The sequence below is a fragment of the Phytobacter ursingii genome, from assembly GCF_001022135.1.
In the GTDB taxonomy this organism is placed as follows: Bacteria; Pseudomonadota; Gammaproteobacteria; order Enterobacterales; family Enterobacteriaceae; genus Phytobacter; species Phytobacter ursingii.
Genome location: NZ_CP011602.1, coordinates 2057083 through 2075748 on the forward strand (window position 1 = coordinate 2057083; position 18666 = coordinate 2075748).

The window sequence follows — 18666 nt, forward strand, 5'->3', positions numbered from 1 at the left end:
ATGCAAACCGTATTAGCAAAAATCGTCGCGGATAAGGCGATTTGGGTAGCCGCCCGCAAGGAGCAGCAGCCGCTGGCCAGTTTTCAGAATGACGTGGTACCGAGCACCCGTCGCTTCTACGACGCCCTGCAGGGTACGCGCACCGCGTTTATCCTGGAATGCAAAAAAGCCTCCCCGTCTAAAGGGGTGATTCGCAATGATTTCGACCCGGCGCGCATCGCTGGGGTGTACAAGCATCATGCGTCGGCGATCTCTGTGCTGACCGATGAGAAATATTTCCAGGGTAGCTTTGATTTTCTGCCCATCGTCAGCCGCATCGCGCATCAGCCAATTCTGTGTAAGGACTTCATTATCGACCCTTACCAGATTTATCTGGCGCGCTTTTACCAGGCCGATGCCTGTCTGTTGATGCTCTCGGTACTGGATGATGAGCAATACCGCCAGCTTTCTGCCGTTGCCCACAGCCTGAACATGGGCGTACTGACAGAAGTCAGCAACGAAGAAGAGCTGGAACGCGCTATCGCGCTTGGTGCGAAAGTGGTCGGCATCAATAACCGCGACCTGCGCGATCTGTCCATTGATCTGAACCGTACGCGTCAGTTGGCGCCGCGCCTCGGCGCTGGGGTCACGGTTATCAGCGAGTCAGGCATTAATACTTATGCCCAGGTGCGTGAGCTGAGCCATTTCGCCAACGGTTTCCTGATTGGCTCCGCGCTGATGTCTCATGACGATCTTGACGCTGCCGTGAAACGCGTCCTGCTTGGTGAGAATAAAGTTTGTGGTCTGACACGTGCGCAGGATGCCCGTGTCGCCCATGAAGCAGGCGCGATTTATGGCGGTCTGATTTTCGTCGCCTCATCCCCCCGAGCTGTCGACGTCGCGCAGGCCCGTACGGTGATGGCCGGCGCGCCGCTCCAGTATGTTGGCGTGTTCCGAAATGCCCCTGTCGAAACCGTGTCGGCAAACGTCGAGCAACTGGGGTTAGTCGCCGTACAGTTACACGGCAGTGAAGACCAGAACTACATCGACACGCTGCGTAAGCAATTGCCGGACAGCGTGCAAATCTGGAAGGCCCTGAGTGTGGGCGACACCCTGCCAGCCCGCGACCTGAACCACGTCGATAAATATCTATTTGATAACGGTCAGGGCGGCAGCGGTAAGCGTTTTGACTGGAGCCTGTTATCAGGGCAAACGCTGGACAACGTCCTGCTTGCTGGCGGGCTTGGCGCAGATAACTGCGTAGAAGCGGCAAAAACCGGCTGTGCCGGACTCGATTTCAATTCAGGCGTAGAGTCTGAACCCGGGAAGAAAGACGCCGAAAAAGTGGCCTCGGTATTCCGAACTTTACGCGCTTATTAAGGAAGAAAATCATGACGACATTATTAAACCCCTATTTTGGTGAGTTTGGCGGCATGTATGTGCCGCAAATCCTGATGCCTGCACTGCGTCAGCTGGAAGAAGCCTTTGTCAGCGCGCAAAAAGATCCCGAGTTTCAGGCTCAGTTCACCGATTTACTGAAAAACTACGCTGGTCGCCCGACCGCGCTGACCAAATGTCAGAACATCACCGAGGGTACCAAAACCACGCTGTACCTTAAGCGTGAAGATCTGCTGCACGGCGGCGCGCATAAGACCAACCAGGTGCTGGGTCAGGCACTGCTGGCGAAGCGGATGGGCAAGACCGAAATCATCGCCGAAACTGGCGCGGGTCAACATGGTGTGGCCTCGGCGCTCGCCAGCGCCCTGCTCGGCCTGAAATGCCGTATCTACATGGGCGCGAAAGATGTGGAGCGCCAATCGCCAAACGTTTTCCGGATGCGTTTAATGGGTGCGGAAGTGATCCCGGTGCATAGTGGCTCCGCTACCCTGAAAGATGCCTGTAACGAAGCGCTGCGTGACTGGTCTGGTAGCTACGACACCGCGCACTACATGCTCGGTACTGCTGCAGGTCCACATCCCTTCCCGACCATTGTGCGCGAATTCCAGCGGATGATTGGTGAAGAGACCAAAGCGCAGATCCTCGAAAAAGAAGGCCGTCTGCCGGATGCCGTGATCGCCTGCGTGGGCGGTGGTTCAAATGCGATCGGGATGTTTGCCGATTTCATTGAAGAGACCAGCGTAGGCCTTATCGGGGTAGAACCTGCCGGACACGGCATCGAGACCGGTGAACATGGCGCGCCGCTCAAGCATGGCCGCGTGGGGATCTATTTCGGTATGAAATCGCCAATGATGCAGACCGATGAAGGGCAGATTGAGGAATCTTACTCTATCTCCGCGGGACTAGATTTCCCGTCCGTTGGCCCGCAACACGCTTATCTGAACAGCACTGGTCGTGCGGATTATGTCTCCATCACCGATGACGAGGCGCTCGAGGCCTTTAAGACGCTGTGCCGCCACGAAGGGATCATCCCGGCGCTGGAGTCCTCCCATGCCCTGGCCCATGCGCTGAAAATGATGCGTGAAAACCCGGAAAAAGAGCAGTTGCTGGTGGTAAACCTGTCTGGCCGTGGAGATAAAGACATCTTCACCGTACACGATATTTTGAAAGCGCGAGGGGAAATCTGATGGAACGCTACGAGACACTGTTTAAGCAATTGAAGGATCGCAAGGAAGGTGCATTTGTTCCTTTTGTCACGCTGGGCGATCCCTCGCCTGAACAATCGCTGAAAATTATCGATACACTGATTGAAGCGGGTGCCGATGCCCTGGAATTAGGGATCCCGTTTTCCGACCCACTGGCAGACGGCCCGACCATTCAGAACGCAACGCTGCGCGCCTTTGCCGCGGGCGTCACGCCGAGCCAGTGTTTTGAAATGCTGGCCGCGATTCGCCAAAAGCACCCGACGATCCCAATTGGCCTGCTGATGTACGCCAACCTGGTGTTCAGTCGCGGTATTGATGAGTTTTATGCTCAATGCGAAAAAGCGGGCGTCGACTCCGTGCTGGTCGCCGACGTGCCGGTAGAAGAATCTGCTCCATTCCGTCAGGCCGCGCTGCGTCATAATGTTGCGCCGATCTTCATCTGCCCGCCAAACGCCGATGACGAGTTGCTACGTCAAATCGCTTCGCACGGCCGCGGCTACACCTACCTGCTCTCCCGCGCAGGGGTAACCGGCGCCGAAAACCGCGCCGCACTGCCGTTACATCATCTGGTCGAAAAACTGACCGAGTATAATGCCGCGCCGCCGTTACAGGGGTTTGGCATCTCTGCACCGGATCAGGTGACTGCGGCAATTGACGCCGGTGCTGCCGGGGCAATTTCAGGTTCGGCTATCGTCAAGATTATTGAGAAGAACGTGGATAAACCTGCCGCGATGCTTGAAGAGCTTGGCGCATTTGTCCGGGCGATGAAAGCGGGTACCCGTCAGTAATTCTCTCTAACGCCCGGTACGTCGCCGGGCGTTTTTCACTCACTCCGTGAAAGGGGGCGTGCGTATTTCTCCACCAGCCGAAACAGATCCTGCACTTCCTGCGCTGTCCAGTTTTCAAACGTGGCATTCATCATCTGCTGACGCCCCACATCAATTTTCAGGGTCATCGCTTTACCTGCCTCGCTGACCGATACCGCGCTGACGCGCCTGTCCTCAGGGTTACTCGTCTTCTGTACCAGCCCCGCCCGATTTGCCAGGTCGACCACACCGAGCGGCCCAAAGCGTTCAATTGCCACCAGCAAGGGAAAGAGCGTCTGATCCAGATTAATGTCTGCCTTACGCATCAACTCTACATCGCGTAAGGGATGATTCATCACACTTTTGCCTTCCTTCGCGCTCCCTGGGGAAGTATGGCGGAGCAGGCGCCTGTCGCCCTGAACCATTGCATAGCGTTGCCGGACGGGCTGGATAGCGTTACCGCCGCAGCCATGGCCAATCCGGGGACGTCAGCCTGGGCCGCGCGGGAAAACTCGCTGTACAAATCGCTCATTATCCTGGAGCCAGAAAAATCATTGTGAACGGGCGTAATCCTCAGGCAGTGGCGCAGGCGGGTGGTGATGTGGCGATTTGTCTCAACGAGGATGACACCTCGCTTCGCGAACAACTGGCGGCGCAATTCGCCAACGGTATCGATGTGGTGGTGGATTATCTGTGGGGTACGCGCGCCGAAAACATACTGATGGCGGCCGCCAAAAACAAAAGCGCGCTGCGTTATGTGCAGGTCGGTTCACTTTCCGGTGGCGAAATCACCCTGCCCGATGCCTTTTTACGTTCCGCCCCGATTCAACTGATGGGAAGTGGAATCGGTATCCTTACGCTGTCGCAATTGTTAACTGCAACACAATCTTTATTCGCCGCCGCCGTACCGGGGCAGTTCTCCATTGCCTGCACGCCGCTGCCGCTCAATAATGTCGCGGATGTGTGGGACACGGATGACAGTAAAAAACGAAGCGTATTCATCATCCGTTAGACGCTACTGTCTTTAATGGTAAGGATATCCAGATGTTTAATAAAGCCGCCTTAATAAGAGGCTGGTTTACCGTTGCCACTATTTTCACCTGTTTTACCCTTGGCAGTTATATTGGGCATTACTATTTTGCCGGTTCACGTATTCCCTGGGTCATAGGGGTTATTGTCGCGATGGCTATCAATTGGGGATCGTATGGCATGTTGAAAAAACTAACATGATCGTATCGTTGATAAAAACTGGCCACCATGAGGCCAGTTTTTATATAACGCTTGTCAGAAGCGATAGCCAGCTGCAAACATAAAGACCCACGGATCGAGACGCGTACTCACGCTTTGCTGCGCGCCTCCCGCTTTAAAGCGGACGTCTGTATCAATATCCATGTACCAGACCGAGGCATTAATCAGCCAGTTGCGGTTAATTAAGTAATCCACCCCAACCTGTCCTGCCGCGCCCCAGGAATTTTTCAGACTCAAATCAGACAGTCCTGCCGATTTACCCGTATCGTTGAATTTTTCATCAAAGAACATGGTGTAGTTGATACCGGCGCCAATATAAGGGCGGACTTTACTTGCGGCATCGCCAAAATACCATTGTGCCATCAGTGTCGGAGGTAAATGGTGAACGGTCGCGATATCACCCGTTGGGCCCGTTCCTACTTTATGGCGAAATGGCGTCGCCGCCAGTAATTCCACGCCAACGTTGTCTGTTGCCATATACGTCATGGTCAGGCCAAGCTGGGTATTATTATCGACGTTAAAACTCCCCAGACTCCCTAACACATTATCTGACCCCGCCGTCGGCCTGACGGTTGCGGTACCGGCACGCACGAAGAATTCACCCGCTTCATGCGCATAAGCGCCTGCGGAAAGACTACTCAGGATCAATGTTGCCACGGCTAATTTATTCATATCCACTCCATGTATGTGGTTTTTCATAGGCGCCGTGAATATACCTATAAATAAGTACACCGTGATCCAATCTGGATCACATTACATTCGCTAATTTAACATTTATTGATCTGAATTAATTTTGACTGTCATTCGCAACACTTAACTTTTGTATTCACATCAATTTTTCCGTTTAAACTTGCCAAAAATATCGTCATCGCTCCCTCTTGCGGACACGTGCCCGTGGGTCTACTTTTATCAACTCATAATTTGAATTGATGCGTAGTGATTGCAGGTGTGCCATGAGTGATCTCAACCCGTGCATGTCGTGCGGAGCCTGTTGTGCTTATTTTCGTGTCTCTTTCTACTGGGCCGAGGCGGATGATGCTGGCGGCACAGTCCCGGCTCACCTAACCGAGCCTGTCACACCTTTTTTACGCTGTATGTGCGGAACCAATCAGAAGCAAAGCCATTGTGTCGCGCTGGAAGGCGTGCCGGGTGAATCAGCGCGTTGCCGCATTTATGAGCAACGTCCGTCTCCATGCCGTGAATTTATGATGTCGGGCGAGAATAACGAGGCAAATGAGGCCTGCGATCGCGCCCGTGCGTATTACGGATTACCGCCGCTTTACAAAGATATGCTTTTCCATACATCTACGGAGGCTGCCACCGATGACGCTTTCAGGGTACAATTGTGATGAATTTAACATTGCAGAACTCAAGGAGAGTGCATGTCTATCACGGCGGAATCCGTTTACCGTGACACGGGGAATTTTTTTCGTAATCAGTTTGTTACCATTTTGCTGATTGCACTTCTATGTGCATTTATTACAGTGCTGTTAGGGCGCGTCTTTTCGCCCAGCGAAGCCCAGCTTTCGATCCTGGGTGAAGGCAATTATCTGACGGAAAGCACCGGGTTGTTCGACCTGGTGCGTAACATGACGCCAGAACAGCAGCAGGTATTATTGCACTTATCAGCGGCTGCCACGTTCTCCGGTTTGATCGGAAATGCCATTCTGGCGGGCAGCGTGTTGATGATGATTCGGATGATCTCAGCAGGGCAACGCGTCAGCGCGCTTCGTGCCATCGGAGCCAGTGCGCCAGTTTTGCCCGCGCTGTTTGTCCTGTTCATACTGACAACCTTTTTGGTTCAACTTGGCATGATGTTCATCTTCGTACCCGGCGTCATACTGGCCATTCTTCTGGCATTCGCGCCAGTGATGATCGTCCAGGATAAAGCGGGGGTGTTTACGTCGATGCGCGGCAGTATGCGCCTGGGTTGGGACAACATGCGTCTGGTCGCGCCTGCGGTGATCGGTTGGTTGATAGCGAAAATTGCCCTGATGATGTTTGCGCACAATTTAGCGTTTCTCACGCCTGAAATCGGTGCGGTGGTCGCCAACACGGTAAGCAACATGATATCTGTAGCGTTGCTCATTTATCTGTTTCGCCTGTATATGCTGATACGTCAGTGATTTTTCGCCTGCATGCAGGCAATTTAACGGAACCGTAGAATGAAGCAGTTTCTTGATTTTCTCCCACTGGTAGTGTTTTTCGCGTTTTACAAGCTGTATGACATTTATGCAGCGACGACAGCCCTGATCATCGCTACGGCTGTTGTCCTGATTTATAGCTGGGTGCGTTACCGCAAAGTCGAAAAGATGGCCTTGATTACGTTTATCCTGGTGGCCGTGTTCGGTGGGCTGACGCTATTCTTCCATAATGATGAATTTATTAAATGGAAAGTCACGGTCATCTACGCGCTGTTTGCTGGTGCGCTGCTGTTTAGCCAGTGGGTCATGAAAAAACCGCTTATCCAGCGCATGCTGGGTAAAGAGCTCACGCTGCCGCCAGTGGTTTGGGAACGACTGAACCTCGCCTGGGCGCTGTTTTTCATCCTCTGTGGTCTGGCGAATATCTATATCGCCTTCTGGCTACCGCAGAATATCTGGGTGAATTTCAAAGTGTTTGGTTTAACCGCACTGACGCTCATCTTTACCGTTTTAAGCGGCATCTATATTTATCGCCATATGCCGCAGGACGATAAACCCTGAGTCGCACGCAAAAAGCCGGGAGTTGCCCGGCTTTTTTCCCATATATCAGCTTATCTAATTGTTTTTAGCTATAAATCCATAGTAGCATCCCGCCAGAATTCCCCCTTTTTTATTAATGAGATGATCATGTCTAACACTCAGGATGCACCGCAGGGCGAACTTGTCCTGCGCACACTGGCGATGCCGGCGGATACCAACGCAAACGGTGATATTTTTGGCGGCTGGCTGATGTCACAAATGGATATGGGCGGTGCGATTCTTGCTAAAGAGATAGCTCATGGACGTGTCGTCACGGTCCGTGTGGACGGCATGAGTTTCCTGCGTCCAGTCGCTGTGGGCGATGTGGTGTGCTGTTATGCGCGTTGCGTGAAGCGCGGAAATACGTCGATCACCATCAACGTCGAAGTCTGGATTAAAAAGGTCGCCTCAGAGCCTATCGGTCAACGTTATAAGGCCACGGAGGCACTGTTTATTTATGTCGCCGTAGATAACGACGGTAAACCGCGCCCACTCCCGGCGCAGGCATAAAAAAAGCCTCCATCGGAGGCTTTATTGCTTAATCCATTGTCGCGCCACCATCCATGCGGAAGATGATATTGACCGTGATACCGGTGCCCGGTTTACCAGGTTCATAACGCCATTTACGCATGGCCGTTTTCACATCACGTTCAAACATATTCGCTGGTTGCGCTGAAAGAATTTCCACGTTGTCGATACGTCCGTCCGCTAATACGTCAAATTTCACACGAACACGTCCCTCAATACGCAGCGTTTGTGCACGTGGAGGATATTGAGGCTGAGTACGGCTTAATGCCCGCGGAGCTGCCGGGACCGACGGCGCCGGTTTGCTGGTGCTGGCTGGAGCGCTATTCATCACCGGACGCGGCGGAGTATTACTTTCGACCGATGTCGCCGGGCGGGGTTCGGCTGGTTTTGCCTCCCGTTTAGGCTGCTCAACCTTTTTCTCCGGTTTCGGCTTCGGTTTGGGTTTTAGCTTTGGTTCAGGTTTGTGGATGACCACCGGCGCCTCTTTGGGTGGCTCCGGAACGGTCTCGGGCTCGGGTTCGGGTTCCACGACGGGTTCTGGTGGCGGCTGCACCGCCTGCGGCGGTTCCAGCTCGGCCGGTGTCACCATAGTCACCGTAATCGGCGAAGCGGGTGCCGGTAATTCAATAACCTGATGTACCGAGGCATACAAGATGGCCGCCACAATAGCGCCATGCATACCGACGGACAACAGTGTCGGCCAGGGAAAGCGACGGGGTAAATCAAGGGCCATTGAAGTCATAATCGTTTCAGTTGAAAAAGCAAAGCTAGATTCTAAATGCAAATAGCAATCATATTCAACCAGCCAACGCATCTGACCGTTTTTTTGCGCGTTTTCGGTTAAAAAAAGCACACAATGAAAAGGGATACCTTTCTACCTTCATCTTTGCGTTGCAGGTATTTATGGATTCACATAACGTAATGGTTTTCTCATGGTGAAGGAGCCCTACCCGTGCTTTACGTTATTTTCTCGCAGGACGTCGCTGATTCTCTCGAAAAACGCCTATCCGTGCGCCCTGCTCACCTGGCGCGCCTGCAAATGTTGCATGATGAAGGTCGCTTATTAACGGCAGGCCCCATGCCAGCCGTTGACAGTAACGATCCGGGTGCTGCGGGTTTTACCGGCTCTACCGTTATCGCGGAATTTGAATCTCTGGAAGCGGCACAGGACTGGGCCGATGCTGACCCGTATGTTGCGGCAGGGGTTTACCAGCAGGTCACCGTGAAACCGTTTAAAAAAGTATTCTGATTTGCCAGAAACAATAAAGGGGTAAGAATACACATTACCCCTTATTTTACCGGCCTTTAATGGGCGATGGTTTTCGAGAACACATTAATGATTACCACGCCTGCAATAATTAATCCCATCCCCAGCATCGCCGGAAAATCCAGTTTCTGCCCATGCATAATCCAGCCGACGGTACCAATTAATACGATGCCTGCCCCGGACCAGATGGCGTAAATTATTCCGGTAGGTATGGTGCGCATAGGAATGGTCAGGCACCAGAAGGCAATACAATAGCCGACAATACTGATAATGCTGGGTACCAGACGGGTAAAACTGTCAGACGATTTGAGCGCAGTGGTCGCGATGACTTCGGAGATAATCGCAAGGGCGAGAAAAATAATGGCTTCTTTATTCATGGTTATCCACTGACAAATTAACGTTTACTTAGCGCAAGACGCGTTGCGAAGAGCAAAAACACAACACCGGTTGTGCGATCCATCCAACGTATAACGGCTTCTTTACGTAAAAATGATGACAACGGGCGCGTCGCCGCAATTAATGTTGTCGACCATACGGTTCCCAGCACCACGTGGATCATTACCAGGCCAAATGTCCAAATAATGAGAGGCTGTCCATGCGGAATAAACTGTGGCAAAAAAGAGACATAGAAAATACCCATTTTCGGGTTCAGCACATTGCCTAACATGCCACGAATGAACCAGTTCTGCTTTTTATCTTCATCGGCAACAGAAAAAACAGCGGTACGCGGGCGAAAGAGCATATTCAGTCCCAGCCAGCATAAATAGGCAGCACCACAATATTTAAGAATGGCGTACGCGAGCTCCGATACCGCAACTAATGCCCCAAGGCCAAAAGCAACGGCGGCTCCCCAAATAAGACAACCGGTGTTAATGCCGAAGGCGGCTTTAAATGCCTGACTACGTCCCTCCACTGCGGCAGTACGTAAAATTAGCGCGGTATCGAGACCCGGTGTGAGCGTAAGCAGTGTCGCCGCAAAGGTAAAAGCAATCAAACTATCGATAACAGACATTGCGCATTCACCTTTTTAAGAACCTTATAAAAAACTGTGGGCACCATGAAGGTGCCCATGATCATCAGAACCCGTAAAAATCAAAAACTAACGCATTGCGATGCCGATTTAGGATACACTTTCTAATCGAGTGGATACGCATATTGCGACGGGACTGCCCTTCCAGCCAGCGCGCTTTGCGACGACTGGTCTGTCGTGACATGCGCCAGCGCCCCACTTCCGTTCTACTACGCTTCATTTTTACGACTCTTTCCTGAAACAGAAGCCCCATTATAAACCCTGGTCGCCACCAGACCACCCCTTTTCAGCGCCGTTTTTATTTGCCAGATGAGTCCTTATGCGTAAACTCCTTATATCAGATTTTCAAAAGGATTTTTTGTTATGACAACCTTCTACACGGTTGTGAGTTGGCTGATCATTTTGGGCTACTGGCTGCTCATCGCAGGTGTGACGCTTCGCATCCTGATGAAGCGCCGGGCGGTCCCCTCTGCCATGGCGTGGCTACTGATTATTTATATTCTCCCTCTGGTGGGAATTATTGCTTATCTTTCCGTTGGGGAACTACATCTTGGCAAACGCCGGGCAGAACGCGCTCGTGCGATGTGGCCATCCACCGCCAAGTGGTTAAAAGACCTTAAGACCTATCATCATATTTTCGCTACTGAAAACAGCAGCGTTGCCACTTCACTGTTCAAACTCTGCGAACGGCGTCAGGGCATTGCGGGCGTGAAAGGGAATCAACTCCAGCTTCTTACCTCCTCAGACGACGTTATGCAGGCATTAATCCGCGACATTCAGCTTGCCCGCCATAACATCGAGATGGTGTTTTATATCTGGCAGCCGGGGGGAATGGCCGATCAGGTCGCTGAATCCTTGATGGCTGCCGCTCGGCGCGGCGTACATTGCCGCTTAATGCTTGATTCAGCGGGCAGCGTAGCCTTTTTTCGCAGTCCGTGGGCCGATATGCTGCGCAACTCAGGGATTGAAGTGGTTGAGTCGCTAAAAGTTAATCTGATGCGTGTCTTTTTGCGTCGGATGGACCTGCGCCAGCACCGTAAGATGATCCTCATCGATAATTACATCGCTTATACCGGCAGTATGAATATGGTGGATCCTCGTTTCTTCAAACAGGATGCTGGCGTCGGTCAATGGGTCGATTTGATGGCTCGCATGGAAGGCCCGGTTTCTACCGCGATGGGAATCGTCTACTCCTGCGACTGGGAAATAGAGACCGGTAAACGCATCCTCCCACCGCCGCCCGATGCCAATATCATGCCGTTCGAGCAGGCCAGCGGACACACCATCCACACCATCGCCTCCGGTCCGGGGTTCCCGGAAGACCTTATTCACCAGGCGTTGTTGACCGCGGTTTATGCCTCGCGCGAATACCTGATTATGACGACCCCCTACTTCGTCCCCAGCGATGATCTTCTGCATGCCATTTGTACCGCCGCGCAGCGAGGCGTGGACGTCAGCATTATCCTGCCGCGTAAGAATGACTCGGTGCTTGTTGGCTGGGCCAGTCGGGCCTTTTTCACCGAGCTACTGGCTGCGGGGGTAAAAGTCTATCAGTTTGAAGGTGGGCTTCTGCATACTAAAAGCGTGCTGGTCGATGGCGAGTTAAGCCTGGTGGGAACAGTGAACCTTGATATGCGTAGTCTGTGGCTTAATTTCGAGATTACGCTGGTTATTGACGATACCGGGTTTGGCAGCGATCTGGCCGCCGTTCAGGATGATTATATCTCGCGTTCTCGCTTACTTGACGCGCGTCTTTGGGTTAAGCGTCCGTTCTGGCACCGGATTGCAGAACGACTGTTTTACTTCTTTAGCCCATTGCTGTAAAACGTGCCCAAATGATATTAAACAGGTAGTCATTATGGAAATGGATCTGAACAACCGCCTGAGCGAAGACGAAACGCTGGAGCAGGCTTACGATATTTTTCTCGAACTTGCGGCGGATAATCTCGATCCGGCAGACATCATTCTGTTCAATCTTCAGTTTGAAGAGCGTGGCGGTGCGGAATTGTTTGATCCAGGCGAAGACTGGCAAGAGCACGTTGATTACGATCTAAATCCGGACTTTTTCGCAGAAGTGGTCATTGGCCTGGCGGATAGTGACGGCGGCGAAATCAATGATGTATTTGCCCGCGTACTGCTCTGTCGAGAGAAAGACCATAAGTTGTGCCATATTCTCTGGCGCGAGTGATGGTAAAAAGAAAAGGCTGACTTTCGTCAGCCTTTTTCATTTAGAGCGGGTCGACCTTAAGACAGGAGACCGCGTGACGGAAACTTCCTTCCAGAACCGGGCGCGTTTGTGCGCACTCGGGGCCAGCAATCGGGCAACGCGTGCGGAACACGCAGCCTGATGGCGGATTGATTGGCGAAGGCAAATCCCCTTCCAGCAATTGAATCTGCTTATTCTTTTCCAGATCCGGGTCCGGAATCGGTACGGCAGACATCAATGCTTTGGTATAAGGGTGCTGTGGATTGTGGTACACCTCGTCATAGGTTCCCAGCTCTACAGCATGGCCAAGATACATTACCAGAACACGATCGGAGATGTGCTTCACCACCGCCAGGTCGTGGGCGATAAAAATCAGCGACAACCCCATTTCCCGCTGCAGTTTTTGCAGCAAGTTGACTACCTGCGCCTGGATAGACACATCAAGGGCGGAAACCGGTTCGTCACAGATAATCAACTTTGGCTCGAGGATCAGCGCACGCGCAATACCGATACGCTGACACTGGCCGCCGGAGAACTCGTGCGGGTAGCGGTTAATCAGGTTGGGCAGCAGGCCCACTTTCATCATCATGGTTTTGACGCGGTCACGCACTTCCTGACGCGGCATTTTCGGATGATACGTACGCAGCGGTTCTGCAATGATTTCACCAATCGTCATACGCGGGTTCAGGGATGCCAGCGGGTCCTGGAAAATCATCTGAATGTCACTGCGCACATCGCGCCACTCATCAGGCTTCATACCGAGCAAATCTTTGCCCAGCCAGGCCACTTTACCGTCGGTGGCTTTGACCAAACCAATAATCGCACGGGCAAAAGTCGATTTTCCGCAACCGGACTCGCCCACGACCCCCAGGGTTTCCCCTTCATACAAACGAAGCGTGACGCCGTCTACCGCTTTCAGTGTTTTGGATGGCTGCCAGAACCATTGCTTACCGTCTTTAATGTCGAAATGGACTTTCAGGTCAGCAATTTCAAGGAGTACTTTTCTTTCTTCAGTAACGGCATTCATACCAGTTCCTCCACCGGCTTAAAGCAGGCGCGCAAACGTCCCGGGGCAAACTCCTCCAGCGGCGGAGCACTGTTACAGATTTCCATCGCATGCGGGCAACGCGGCTGGAACGGACACCCTTTTGGCAACCGCAACAGGTTCGGCGGGTTACCGGGGATGGTCAGCAGCTCTTCACCTTCGGCGTCAAGGCGCGGTACAGCATTGAGCAGACCGATAGAATAGGGATGTGCCGGGTGGTAGAACACATCGCGCGCCACTCCGTATTCCATGGTACGCCCGGCGTACATGACCAGCACTTTGTCACAGATGCCCGCAACAACGCCGAGATCGTGGGTAATCATGATAATGGCGGTGTTGAATTCGCGCTTAAGTTCGTTGAGCAACGTCATGATCTGCGCCTGCACGGTCACATCCAGGGCGGTGGTCGGTTCGTCGGCAATCAGCAGCTTCGGTCGACACATTAACGCCATGGCAATCATCACGCGCTGGCGCATCCCGCCGGAGAACTCATGCGGATACATCTTCATACGCTTACGCGCTTCCGGCATTTTCACTGCGTCGAGCATTTTGACTGACTCTTCAAACGCTTCGGCCTTACTCATACCTTTATGCAACATCAGCACTTCCATTAACTGCTCGCCGACCCGCATATAGGGATTTAGCGAGGTCATCGGATCCTGGAAAATCATGGAGATCTGTTCAGCACGCAGCTTATTCAGCGCATGTTCCGGCAAGTTCAGGATCTCTTTGCCATTGAATTTCGCCGAACCACCAATGCGCCCATTCGATGCCAACAGCCCCATCAGTGCAAATGCGGTCTGAGATTTACCCGAACCAGATTCACCCACGATACCCAGCGTCTCACCGGCGCGCAGGCTGAAATTCAGGTCGTTTACCGCCGTAACGTCACCATCCGGCGTTTTAAAAGTTACTCGCAGATCGTTAACATCCAGAAGAATGTCCGAATGCTGCTGCGCCTGTGGCGCCAATGAGGTTTCATGCTTGCTCACAACAGCACTCCTTAACGATCTTTCGGGTCGAGGGCATCACGTAACCCATCGCCGATAAAGTTGAAACAGAATAGCGTCACCACCAGGAAGCCTGCCGGAAACAACAACAGCCACGGGGAAACTTCCATTGAGTTCGCGCCATCGCTGAGCAAAGCGCCCCAACTGCTTAACGGTTCTTGCGTCCCCAGGCCAAGGAAACTGAGGAAAGATTCAAACAGAATCATGCTCGGTACTAACAGCGAGGCATACACCACCACCACGCCCAGCACGTTCGGAACGATATGGCGAATCACGATATTGCCAGTCGATACACCACCGACCTGAGCAGCCTCGATAAACTCTTTGCGTTTGAGGCTGAGCGTTTGACCACGAACGATACGCGCCATATCCAGCCAGGAAACCATACCGATCGCCACAAAAATAAGCAGGATGTTTTGCCCGAAGAATGTCACCAGCAGGATGACGAAGAACATAAACGGGAAAGAGTTGAGGATCTCAAGCAGACGCATCATCACGGAGTCCACTTTACCGCCGAGGTAGCCGGACAGGGAGCCGTAAAGCGTCCCCAGGATAACCGCAACCAGCGCGGCTGCAATGCCGACCATCAGAGAAATACGTCCACCAATGGCAACGCGCACCAGCAGATCACGGCCGGATGAATCCGTACCAAAATAGTGCCCGGAGGTTGTATCAGGGGCACTGGACATCATGCCCCAGTCCGTATCGAAGTAACTAAACTGCGACAGCATCGGCGCAAGGGCCACGAAGAGCGCGATAAATAACAACACCACCAGGCTGGCGACCGCCGCGCGGTTGTGCATAAAGCGACGGCGAGCATCCTGCCAGAGACTGCGACCTTCTACTTCCAGTTTTTCACTGAAGTTTTCCAGCGCCTCGCTGTTTTTTTTACTTAACATCATGGCGTACTCCAGTGTTAATAACGAATTTTCGGATCGATAACGGCATACAGCACATCAACGATCGCGTTAAATAAAATAGTCAACGTCCCTACCAGTATGGTCAAACTTAATACCAGCGAGTAATCACGGTTTAATGCGCCATTCACAAACAGCTGACCGATACCCGGCAAACCATAAATCGTTTCGATAACCATCGAGCCGGTGATAATCCCGACAAAGGCAGGCCCCATATAGGAGAGCACAGGTAATAACGCGGGTTTAAGCGCATGGCGGAAAATAATGCGCCGCATCGGTAAGCCTTTCGCACGTGCGGTACGAATAAAGTTCGAATGCAGCACCTCTATCATTGAGCCACGTGTTATACGCGCAATGCTGGCGATATAGGCCAGAGACAATGCGACCATCGGCAGGATCATGAATTTTGGCGCGCCGCCATTCCATCCCCCGGCAGGTAACCATTTAAGCGTAATGGCGAATATCATCACCAGTAGCGGCGCAACCACGAAGCTCGGTATTACAACCCCGGTCATCGCCAGCCCCATCACGGAATAGTCCCATTTGGTATTTTGTTTCAGCGCGGCGATGACACCTGCGCTCACGCCAAAAATCACCGCCAGCAAAAATGCCGCAGCGCCTAACTTCGCGGAAACGGGGAAGCTGGCAGCGACCAGATCATTCACCGTGTAATCTTTATATTTAAATGACGGCCCAAAATCACCGTGCGCAAGCTGTTTCAGATAGCTGGCGTATTGGGTCAGAATCGGATCGTTCAGATGATATTTCGCTTCGATGTTCGCCATGACTTCTGGCGGCAGCGTACGCTCACCGGTAAAAGGACTACCCGGCGCAAGGCGCATCATAAAGAATGAGATCGTGATAAGAATAAATAGCGTCGGAATCGCTTCCAGACAGCGACGTAGGATAAATTTCAACATTGCCCGTACCTTCTGGCCTGTGCCTTTGTAGTGCGATGAAATAAGACACTGTGGGGCAGGATGACCCTGCCCCACTCATTGCCATTAATGCTTGATAATATACAAGTTTTTAACGTAGATATTATCCATCGGGTCTTTACCGGTATAACCACCCACCCACGGTTTCACCAGACGGGCGTTCACGTAGTAATACACCGGGACGATCGCAGAGTCTTTATCAAGTTGCTGTTCAGCCTTGGTATAGAGCTCGGTGCGTTGCGCTTCGTCGGTAACTTGCAGCGTGTCGGCAATCAGCTTATCAAAGGCCGGGCTCTTATAGTGCGCGGTGTTGTTAGAGCTGTCAGACAGCATGGTATTCAGGAAGGATGTCGGTTCGTTATAGTCCGCACACCAGCCTGCACGCGCCACGTCAAAGGTGCCCTGATGACGGCTGTCAAGGAAGGTTTTCCATTCCTGGTTCTCCAGCTTGACATCCACACCGAGGTTTTTCTTCCAGATAGAAGCAACAGCGATAGCCAGTTTTTTGTGCAGGTCAGACGTGTTGTACAGCAGGTTGAATGTCAGCGGCTTGTCAGCAGTGTAACCTGCTTCTGCCAGCAGTTTTTTCGCTTCTGCGTTACGTTTGTCTTGTGACCACTTGAACCATTCCGGCTCAACCAGTTTTGCACCGTCAGTGTATGGCGGAGTGTAGCTGTATGCCGGCAAGTCACCCTGGTTTTTCACTTTGTTGACAATAATGTCACGATCAAGAGCCAGTTTCAGCGCGGTACGAACGCGAACGTCAGTGAACGGCGCTTTCTGGTTGTTGATTTCGTAGTAATAAGTACACAGATAGGGGTCAACGTGGACTTCTTTTGGAATTTCTTGTTTCAGTTTCTGGAACAGTTCAATCGGCATGTTGTTATAGGTCATGTCGATTTCACCGCTGCGATAGCGGTTAACGTCAGTCACTTCTGAGGAAATAGGCAGGTAAGTAACCTGATTAATCACCGTTTTCGCGTTATCCCAGTAATTGGTATTACGCTCAAGCACGATACGTTCGTTGACCACCCAATCTTTCAGTTTGTACGCGCCGTTAGTAACGATGTTCGCGGGCTGGGTCCATTTGTCACCGAATTTCTCGACAACGGCTTTCGGTACCGGGGAGACGGAAGGATGTACCAACAATTTGTAGAAGTAAGGAACCGGTTCGCTCAACGTCACTTCAAAGGTATTGTCATCAATCGCTTTTACGCCCAGGTCTGAGGTTGGTTTTTTACCGGCGATGATGTCATCGATATTCGCAATGTGACCATATTGCAGGTAGCTGGCGTATGGGGATGCAGTTTTTGGGTCTGCCAGACGCTGCCAGCTATAGACAAAGTCGTGTGCCGTAACCGGCGAACCATCGGACCATTTCGCATCTTTACGGAGATGGAAAGTCCAGACTTTAAAGTCTTTGTTTTCCCACTTTTCAGCAACACCCGCGCTCGGATGGCCTTCAACATCTGATACTAACAGACCTTCAAACAAATCGCGGCTGACGTTCGATTCCGGCACGCCTTCAATTTTATGCGGATCAAGCGACTGTACTTCAGAGCCGTTATTACGAACCAGCGTTTGCTTCTCTGCCAGTTGAACGCCAGCAGGAACATCCGCCGCCATGGCTACGTTACCTGCAATTAGCGCGGTGAGAATTCCAGCCGCTACGAGACTTTTTTTTGTGATGATGGACATTGTGTTGATACTCCACTCATTATAATTACTGACATTAATGCCAGCCTGTTTTGTCCCCTGAGGGGGCCTGTACAGCGCAGGAGCTTTTGGCTGCTGTCAGGCATCGTTTACTGCTTGCTATCACCGACTTTATTTCTTACAAGCCGCTCGGATGGCGCCCTTACGTCGATTTCATCTACGTCTCCCCTGTCGAGACGCATGTTACTTTTGCATGACGAGATTTTTATTTGAAAATAATTCTCATCTGCGCGTGTTCTTATTGCAAATATAGGGCCGGAAAGTACCAAATGGCCAATTCCGTCGCCAATACAATTTGCAAATTTGTTAACTAATTCTCTTTTATTAGCGCTTCTATCAGTACTGCAAGAACTTACAGTCATGCGCTAAGAAAAAATTAGTCTTTTCAATCAGGCAGATAGATAGTAATTCATCGTCGTTGTTACATTTGCAATACGATTGCGTATTTTTTGCACAAAAAATCAACATTCGATTATTATCTAGCACATTTGTCTGCCTGAGCGAAGAAATTACTAATATCATTTCAATTATCTGACAGCAAGCCCCAGAGTATCGTGTGAGGGAAATAACAGTGTTGATGGATGAATTTATCGCCAGGCGGCAATGCAACAAAATGTAATTATCTGAAATATAATACTTTATTTAAATCA

At 51.7% G+C, this 18666-nt stretch carries 24 protein-coding genes; 13 read left to right on the plus strand and 11 right to left on the minus strand.

All coding sequences use genetic code 11. The features are described from left to right. Genes trpCF through trpA form a run of 3 tightly spaced genes read left to right on the plus strand, consistent with a single transcriptional unit; the run spans position 1 to position 3370 of the window. Positions 1–1359 (plus strand): bifunctional indole-3-glycerol-phosphate synthase TrpC/phosphoribosylanthranilate isomerase TrpF, encoded by a 1359-nt coding sequence (gene trpCF / locus AB182_RS13175; protein WP_047370499.1) that lies wholly within the window; start codon positions 1–3, stop codon positions 1357–1359. Between the two features lie 11 nt (positions 1360–1370). After that, complete coding sequence (trpB, locus tag AB182_RS13180) at positions 1371–2564, plus strand: tryptophan synthase subunit beta (RefSeq protein WP_047370500.1); 1194 nt, start codon at positions 1371–1373, stop codon at positions 2562–2564. After that, positions 2564–3370, plus strand: a complete 807-nt coding sequence (trpA, locus tag AB182_RS13185; protein WP_047370501.1) for a tryptophan synthase subunit alpha — start codon at positions 2564–2566, stop codon at positions 3368–3370. Before trpB ends, trpA begins: the two co-directional genes overlap by 1 nt. Positions 3371–3405: 35 nt before the next feature. On the opposite strand, the gene AB182_RS13190 is transcribed toward trpA, so the two are convergent. Further along, positions 3406–3747, minus strand: coding sequence for a MarR family winged helix-turn-helix transcriptional regulator (locus AB182_RS13190; protein WP_222708279.1), 342 nt, complete (start codon positions 3745–3747; stop codon positions 3406–3408). A 33-nt stretch (positions 3748–3780) separates the two neighbouring features. Here AB182_RS13190 and AB182_RS32615 point away from each other — a divergent pair, with 33 nt between their 5' ends. The 3 genes from AB182_RS32615 to AB182_RS13200 are packed head-to-tail and all read left to right on the plus strand — an operon-like array spanning position 3781 to position 4618. Continuing rightward, positions 3781–3948, plus strand: coding sequence for a hypothetical protein (locus AB182_RS32615; protein ID WP_167337883.1), 168 nt, complete (start codon positions 3781–3783; stop codon positions 3946–3948). Then, positions 3945–4400, plus strand: a complete 456-nt coding sequence (locus AB182_RS13195) for an MDR/zinc-dependent alcohol dehydrogenase-like family protein (protein WP_052958831.1) — start codon at positions 3945–3947, stop codon at positions 4398–4400. Before AB182_RS32615 ends, AB182_RS13195 begins: the two co-directional genes overlap by 4 nt. 32 nt (positions 4401–4432) lie before the next feature. Beyond that, entirely contained in the window at positions 4433–4618 is a 186-nt protein-coding gene (locus AB182_RS13200; protein WP_047370503.1) for a hypothetical protein, read from the plus strand. Positions 4619–4672: 54 nt separating this feature from the next. Here the strand turns inward: AB182_RS13200 and ompW are convergent, their stop codons facing one another. Then, on the minus strand, positions 4673–5308 hold the full coding sequence (gene ompW, locus AB182_RS13205; RefSeq protein ID WP_047370504.1) for an outer membrane protein OmpW: 636 nt from the start codon (positions 5306–5308) through the stop codon (positions 4673–4675). Positions 5309–5589: 281 nt separating this feature from the next. On the opposite strand from ompW, the gene AB182_RS13210 reads away from it, so the two are divergent. From AB182_RS13210 to yciA, 4 genes are all read left to right on the plus strand, one after another. Then, complete coding sequence (locus tag AB182_RS13210) at positions 5590–5985, plus strand: YkgJ family cysteine cluster protein (RefSeq protein ID WP_047370505.1); 396 nt, start codon at positions 5590–5592, stop codon at positions 5983–5985. Between the two features lie 33 nt (positions 5986–6018). Beyond that, complete coding sequence (locus tag AB182_RS13215) at positions 6019–6762, plus strand: YciC family protein (RefSeq protein ID WP_047370506.1); 744 nt, start codon at positions 6019–6021, stop codon at positions 6760–6762. Between the two features lie 39 nt (positions 6763–6801). Next, positions 6802–7341 carry a septation protein A gene (locus tag AB182_RS13220; protein WP_047370507.1) on the plus strand — a complete coding sequence of 180 codons (540 nt, stop codon included), beginning with the start codon at positions 6802–6804 and terminating at the stop codon, positions 7339–7341. 126 nt (positions 7342–7467) lie between these two features. Next, positions 7468–7869, plus strand: coding sequence for an acyl-CoA thioester hydrolase YciA (gene yciA / locus AB182_RS13225; protein ID WP_047370508.1), 402 nt, complete (start codon positions 7468–7470; stop codon positions 7867–7869). Positions 7870–7897: 28 nt separating this feature from the next. Here yciA and tonB read toward each other — a convergent pair whose 3' ends face one another. Then, positions 7898–8620: a TonB system transport protein TonB gene (tonB, locus tag AB182_RS13230; protein WP_167337914.1), complete on the minus strand. Its 723-nt coding sequence runs from the start codon at positions 8618–8620 to the stop codon at positions 7898–7900. A 219-nt stretch (positions 8621–8839) separates the two neighbouring features. Between tonB and AB182_RS13235 the strand changes: the two genes are divergently transcribed. Then, positions 8840–9136 (plus strand): YciI family protein, encoded by a 297-nt coding sequence (locus AB182_RS13235; protein WP_047370509.1) that lies wholly within the window; start codon positions 8840–8842, stop codon positions 9134–9136. Between the two features lie 56 nt (positions 9137–9192). On the opposite strand, the gene AB182_RS13240 is transcribed toward AB182_RS13235, so the two are convergent. From AB182_RS13240 to AB182_RS30555, 3 genes are all read right to left on the minus strand, one after another. Beyond that, a complete protein-coding gene (locus AB182_RS13240) occupies positions 9193–9531 on the minus strand; it encodes an SMR family transporter (protein ID WP_047370510.1) in 339 nt (112 codons plus the stop codon). Between the two features lie 17 nt (positions 9532–9548). Beyond that, positions 9549–10166 (minus strand): LysE family translocator, encoded by a 618-nt coding sequence (locus AB182_RS13245; protein WP_047370511.1) that lies wholly within the window; start codon positions 10164–10166, stop codon positions 9549–9551. A 64-nt stretch (positions 10167–10230) separates the two neighbouring features. Beyond that, positions 10231–10404 (minus strand): YciY family protein, encoded by a 174-nt coding sequence (locus AB182_RS30555; protein ID WP_139153702.1) that lies wholly within the window; start codon positions 10402–10404, stop codon positions 10231–10233. 143 nt (positions 10405–10547) lie between these two features. On the opposite strand from AB182_RS30555, the gene cls reads away from it, so the two are divergent. Together cls and AB182_RS13255 are read left to right on the plus strand one after the other, a co-directional pair. Next, the gene (gene cls, locus AB182_RS13250; RefSeq protein ID WP_047370512.1) at positions 10548–12008 is read left to right on the plus strand and encodes a cardiolipin synthase; all 1461 of its coding nucleotides are present in this window, start codon (positions 10548–10550) and stop codon (positions 12006–12008) included. 34 nt (positions 12009–12042) lie between these two features. Further along, the gene (locus AB182_RS13255; RefSeq protein ID WP_047370513.1) at positions 12043–12372 is read left to right on the plus strand and encodes an HI1450 family dsDNA-mimic protein; all 330 of its coding nucleotides are present in this window, start codon (positions 12043–12045) and stop codon (positions 12370–12372) included. A 40-nt stretch (positions 12373–12412) separates the two neighbouring features. Here AB182_RS13255 and oppF read toward each other — a convergent pair whose 3' ends face one another. The 5 genes from oppF to oppA all read right to left on the minus strand — a co-directional run bounded on the left by oppF (position 12413) and on the right by oppA (position 17998). Continuing rightward, a complete protein-coding gene (gene oppF / locus AB182_RS13260; protein ID WP_047370514.1) occupies positions 12413–13417 on the minus strand; it encodes a murein tripeptide/oligopeptide ABC transporter ATP-binding protein OppF in 1005 nt (334 codons plus the stop codon). Then, positions 13414–14427, minus strand: a complete 1014-nt coding sequence (gene oppD / locus AB182_RS13265) for an ABC transporter ATP-binding protein (RefSeq protein ID WP_047370515.1) — start codon at positions 14425–14427, stop codon at positions 13414–13416. The genes oppF and oppD overlap by 4 nt, the downstream gene beginning before the upstream one ends. A gap of 11 nt (positions 14428–14438) precedes the next feature. Then, positions 14439–15347: an oligopeptide ABC transporter permease OppC gene (gene oppC / locus AB182_RS13270; protein ID WP_047370516.1), complete on the minus strand. Its 909-nt coding sequence runs from the start codon at positions 15345–15347 to the stop codon at positions 14439–14441. Between the two features lie 14 nt (positions 15348–15361). Beyond that, complete coding sequence (oppB, locus tag AB182_RS13275; RefSeq protein WP_047370517.1) at positions 15362–16282, minus strand: oligopeptide ABC transporter permease OppB; 921 nt, start codon at positions 16280–16282, stop codon at positions 15362–15364. 84 nt (positions 16283–16366) lie between these two features. Then, positions 16367–17998, minus strand: coding sequence for an oligopeptide ABC transporter substrate-binding protein OppA (gene oppA / locus AB182_RS13280; RefSeq protein ID WP_047370518.1), 1632 nt, complete (start codon positions 17996–17998; stop codon positions 16367–16369). Positions 17999–18666: the final 668 nt, after the last annotated feature.

Bases quoted from the DNA above. Each gene is read 5' to 3' on its own strand.
- trpCF (WP_047370499.1), top strand. From the start codon at position 1: ATGCAAACCGTATTAGCAAAAATCGTCGCGGATAAGGCGATTTGGGTA.
- trpB (WP_047370500.1), top strand. From the start codon at position 1,371: ATGACGACATTATTAAACCCCTATTTTGGTGAGTTTGGCGGCATGTAT.
- trpA (WP_047370501.1), top strand. From the start codon at position 2,564: ATGGAACGCTACGAGACACTGTTTAAGCAATTGAAGGATCGCAAGGAA.
- AB182_RS32615 (WP_167337883.1), top strand. From the start codon at position 3,781: ATGGCGGAGCAGGCGCCTGTCGCCCTGAACCATTGCATAGCGTTGCCG.
- AB182_RS13200 (WP_047370503.1), top strand. From the start codon at position 4,433: ATGTTTAATAAAGCCGCCTTAATAAGAGGCTGGTTTACCGTTGCCACT.
- ompW (WP_047370504.1), bottom strand. From the start codon at position 5,308: ATGAATAAATTAGCCGTGGCAACATTGATCCTGAGTAGTCTTTCCGCA.
- AB182_RS13210 (WP_047370505.1), top strand. From the start codon at position 5,590: ATGAGTGATCTCAACCCGTGCATGTCGTGCGGAGCCTGTTGTGCTTAT.
- AB182_RS13215 (WP_047370506.1), top strand. From the start codon at position 6,019: ATGTCTATCACGGCGGAATCCGTTTACCGTGACACGGGGAATTTTTTT.
- AB182_RS13220 (WP_047370507.1), top strand. From the start codon at position 6,802: ATGAAGCAGTTTCTTGATTTTCTCCCACTGGTAGTGTTTTTCGCGTTT.
- yciA (WP_047370508.1), top strand. From the start codon at position 7,468: ATGTCTAACACTCAGGATGCACCGCAGGGCGAACTTGTCCTGCGCACA.
- tonB (WP_167337914.1), bottom strand. From the start codon at position 8,620: ATGGCCCTTGATTTACCCCGTCGCTTTCCCTGGCCGACACTGTTGTCC.
- AB182_RS13240 (WP_047370510.1), bottom strand. From the start codon at position 9,531: ATGAATAAAGAAGCCATTATTTTTCTCGCCCTTGCGATTATCTCCGAA.
- AB182_RS13245 (WP_047370511.1), bottom strand. From the start codon at position 10,166: ATGTCTGTTATCGATAGTTTGATTGCTTTTACCTTTGCGGCGACACTG.
- AB182_RS30555 (WP_139153702.1), bottom strand. From the start codon at position 10,404: ATGAAGCGTAGTAGAACGGAAGTGGGGCGCTGGCGCATGTCACGACAG.
- cls (WP_047370512.1), top strand. From the start codon at position 10,548: ATGACAACCTTCTACACGGTTGTGAGTTGGCTGATCATTTTGGGCTAC.
- AB182_RS13255 (WP_047370513.1), top strand. From the start codon at position 12,043: ATGGAAATGGATCTGAACAACCGCCTGAGCGAAGACGAAACGCTGGAG.
- oppF (WP_047370514.1), bottom strand. From the start codon at position 13,417: ATGAATGCCGTTACTGAAGAAAGAAAAGTACTCCTTGAAATTGCTGAC.
- oppC (WP_047370516.1), bottom strand. From the start codon at position 15,347: ATGATGTTAAGTAAAAAAAACAGCGAGGCGCTGGAAAACTTCAGTGAA.
- oppB (WP_047370517.1), bottom strand. From the start codon at position 16,282: ATGTTGAAATTTATCCTACGTCGCTGTCTGGAAGCGATTCCGACGCTA.
- oppA (WP_047370518.1), bottom strand. From the start codon at position 17,998: ATGTCCATCATCACAAAAAAAAGTCTCGTAGCGGCTGGAATTCTCACC.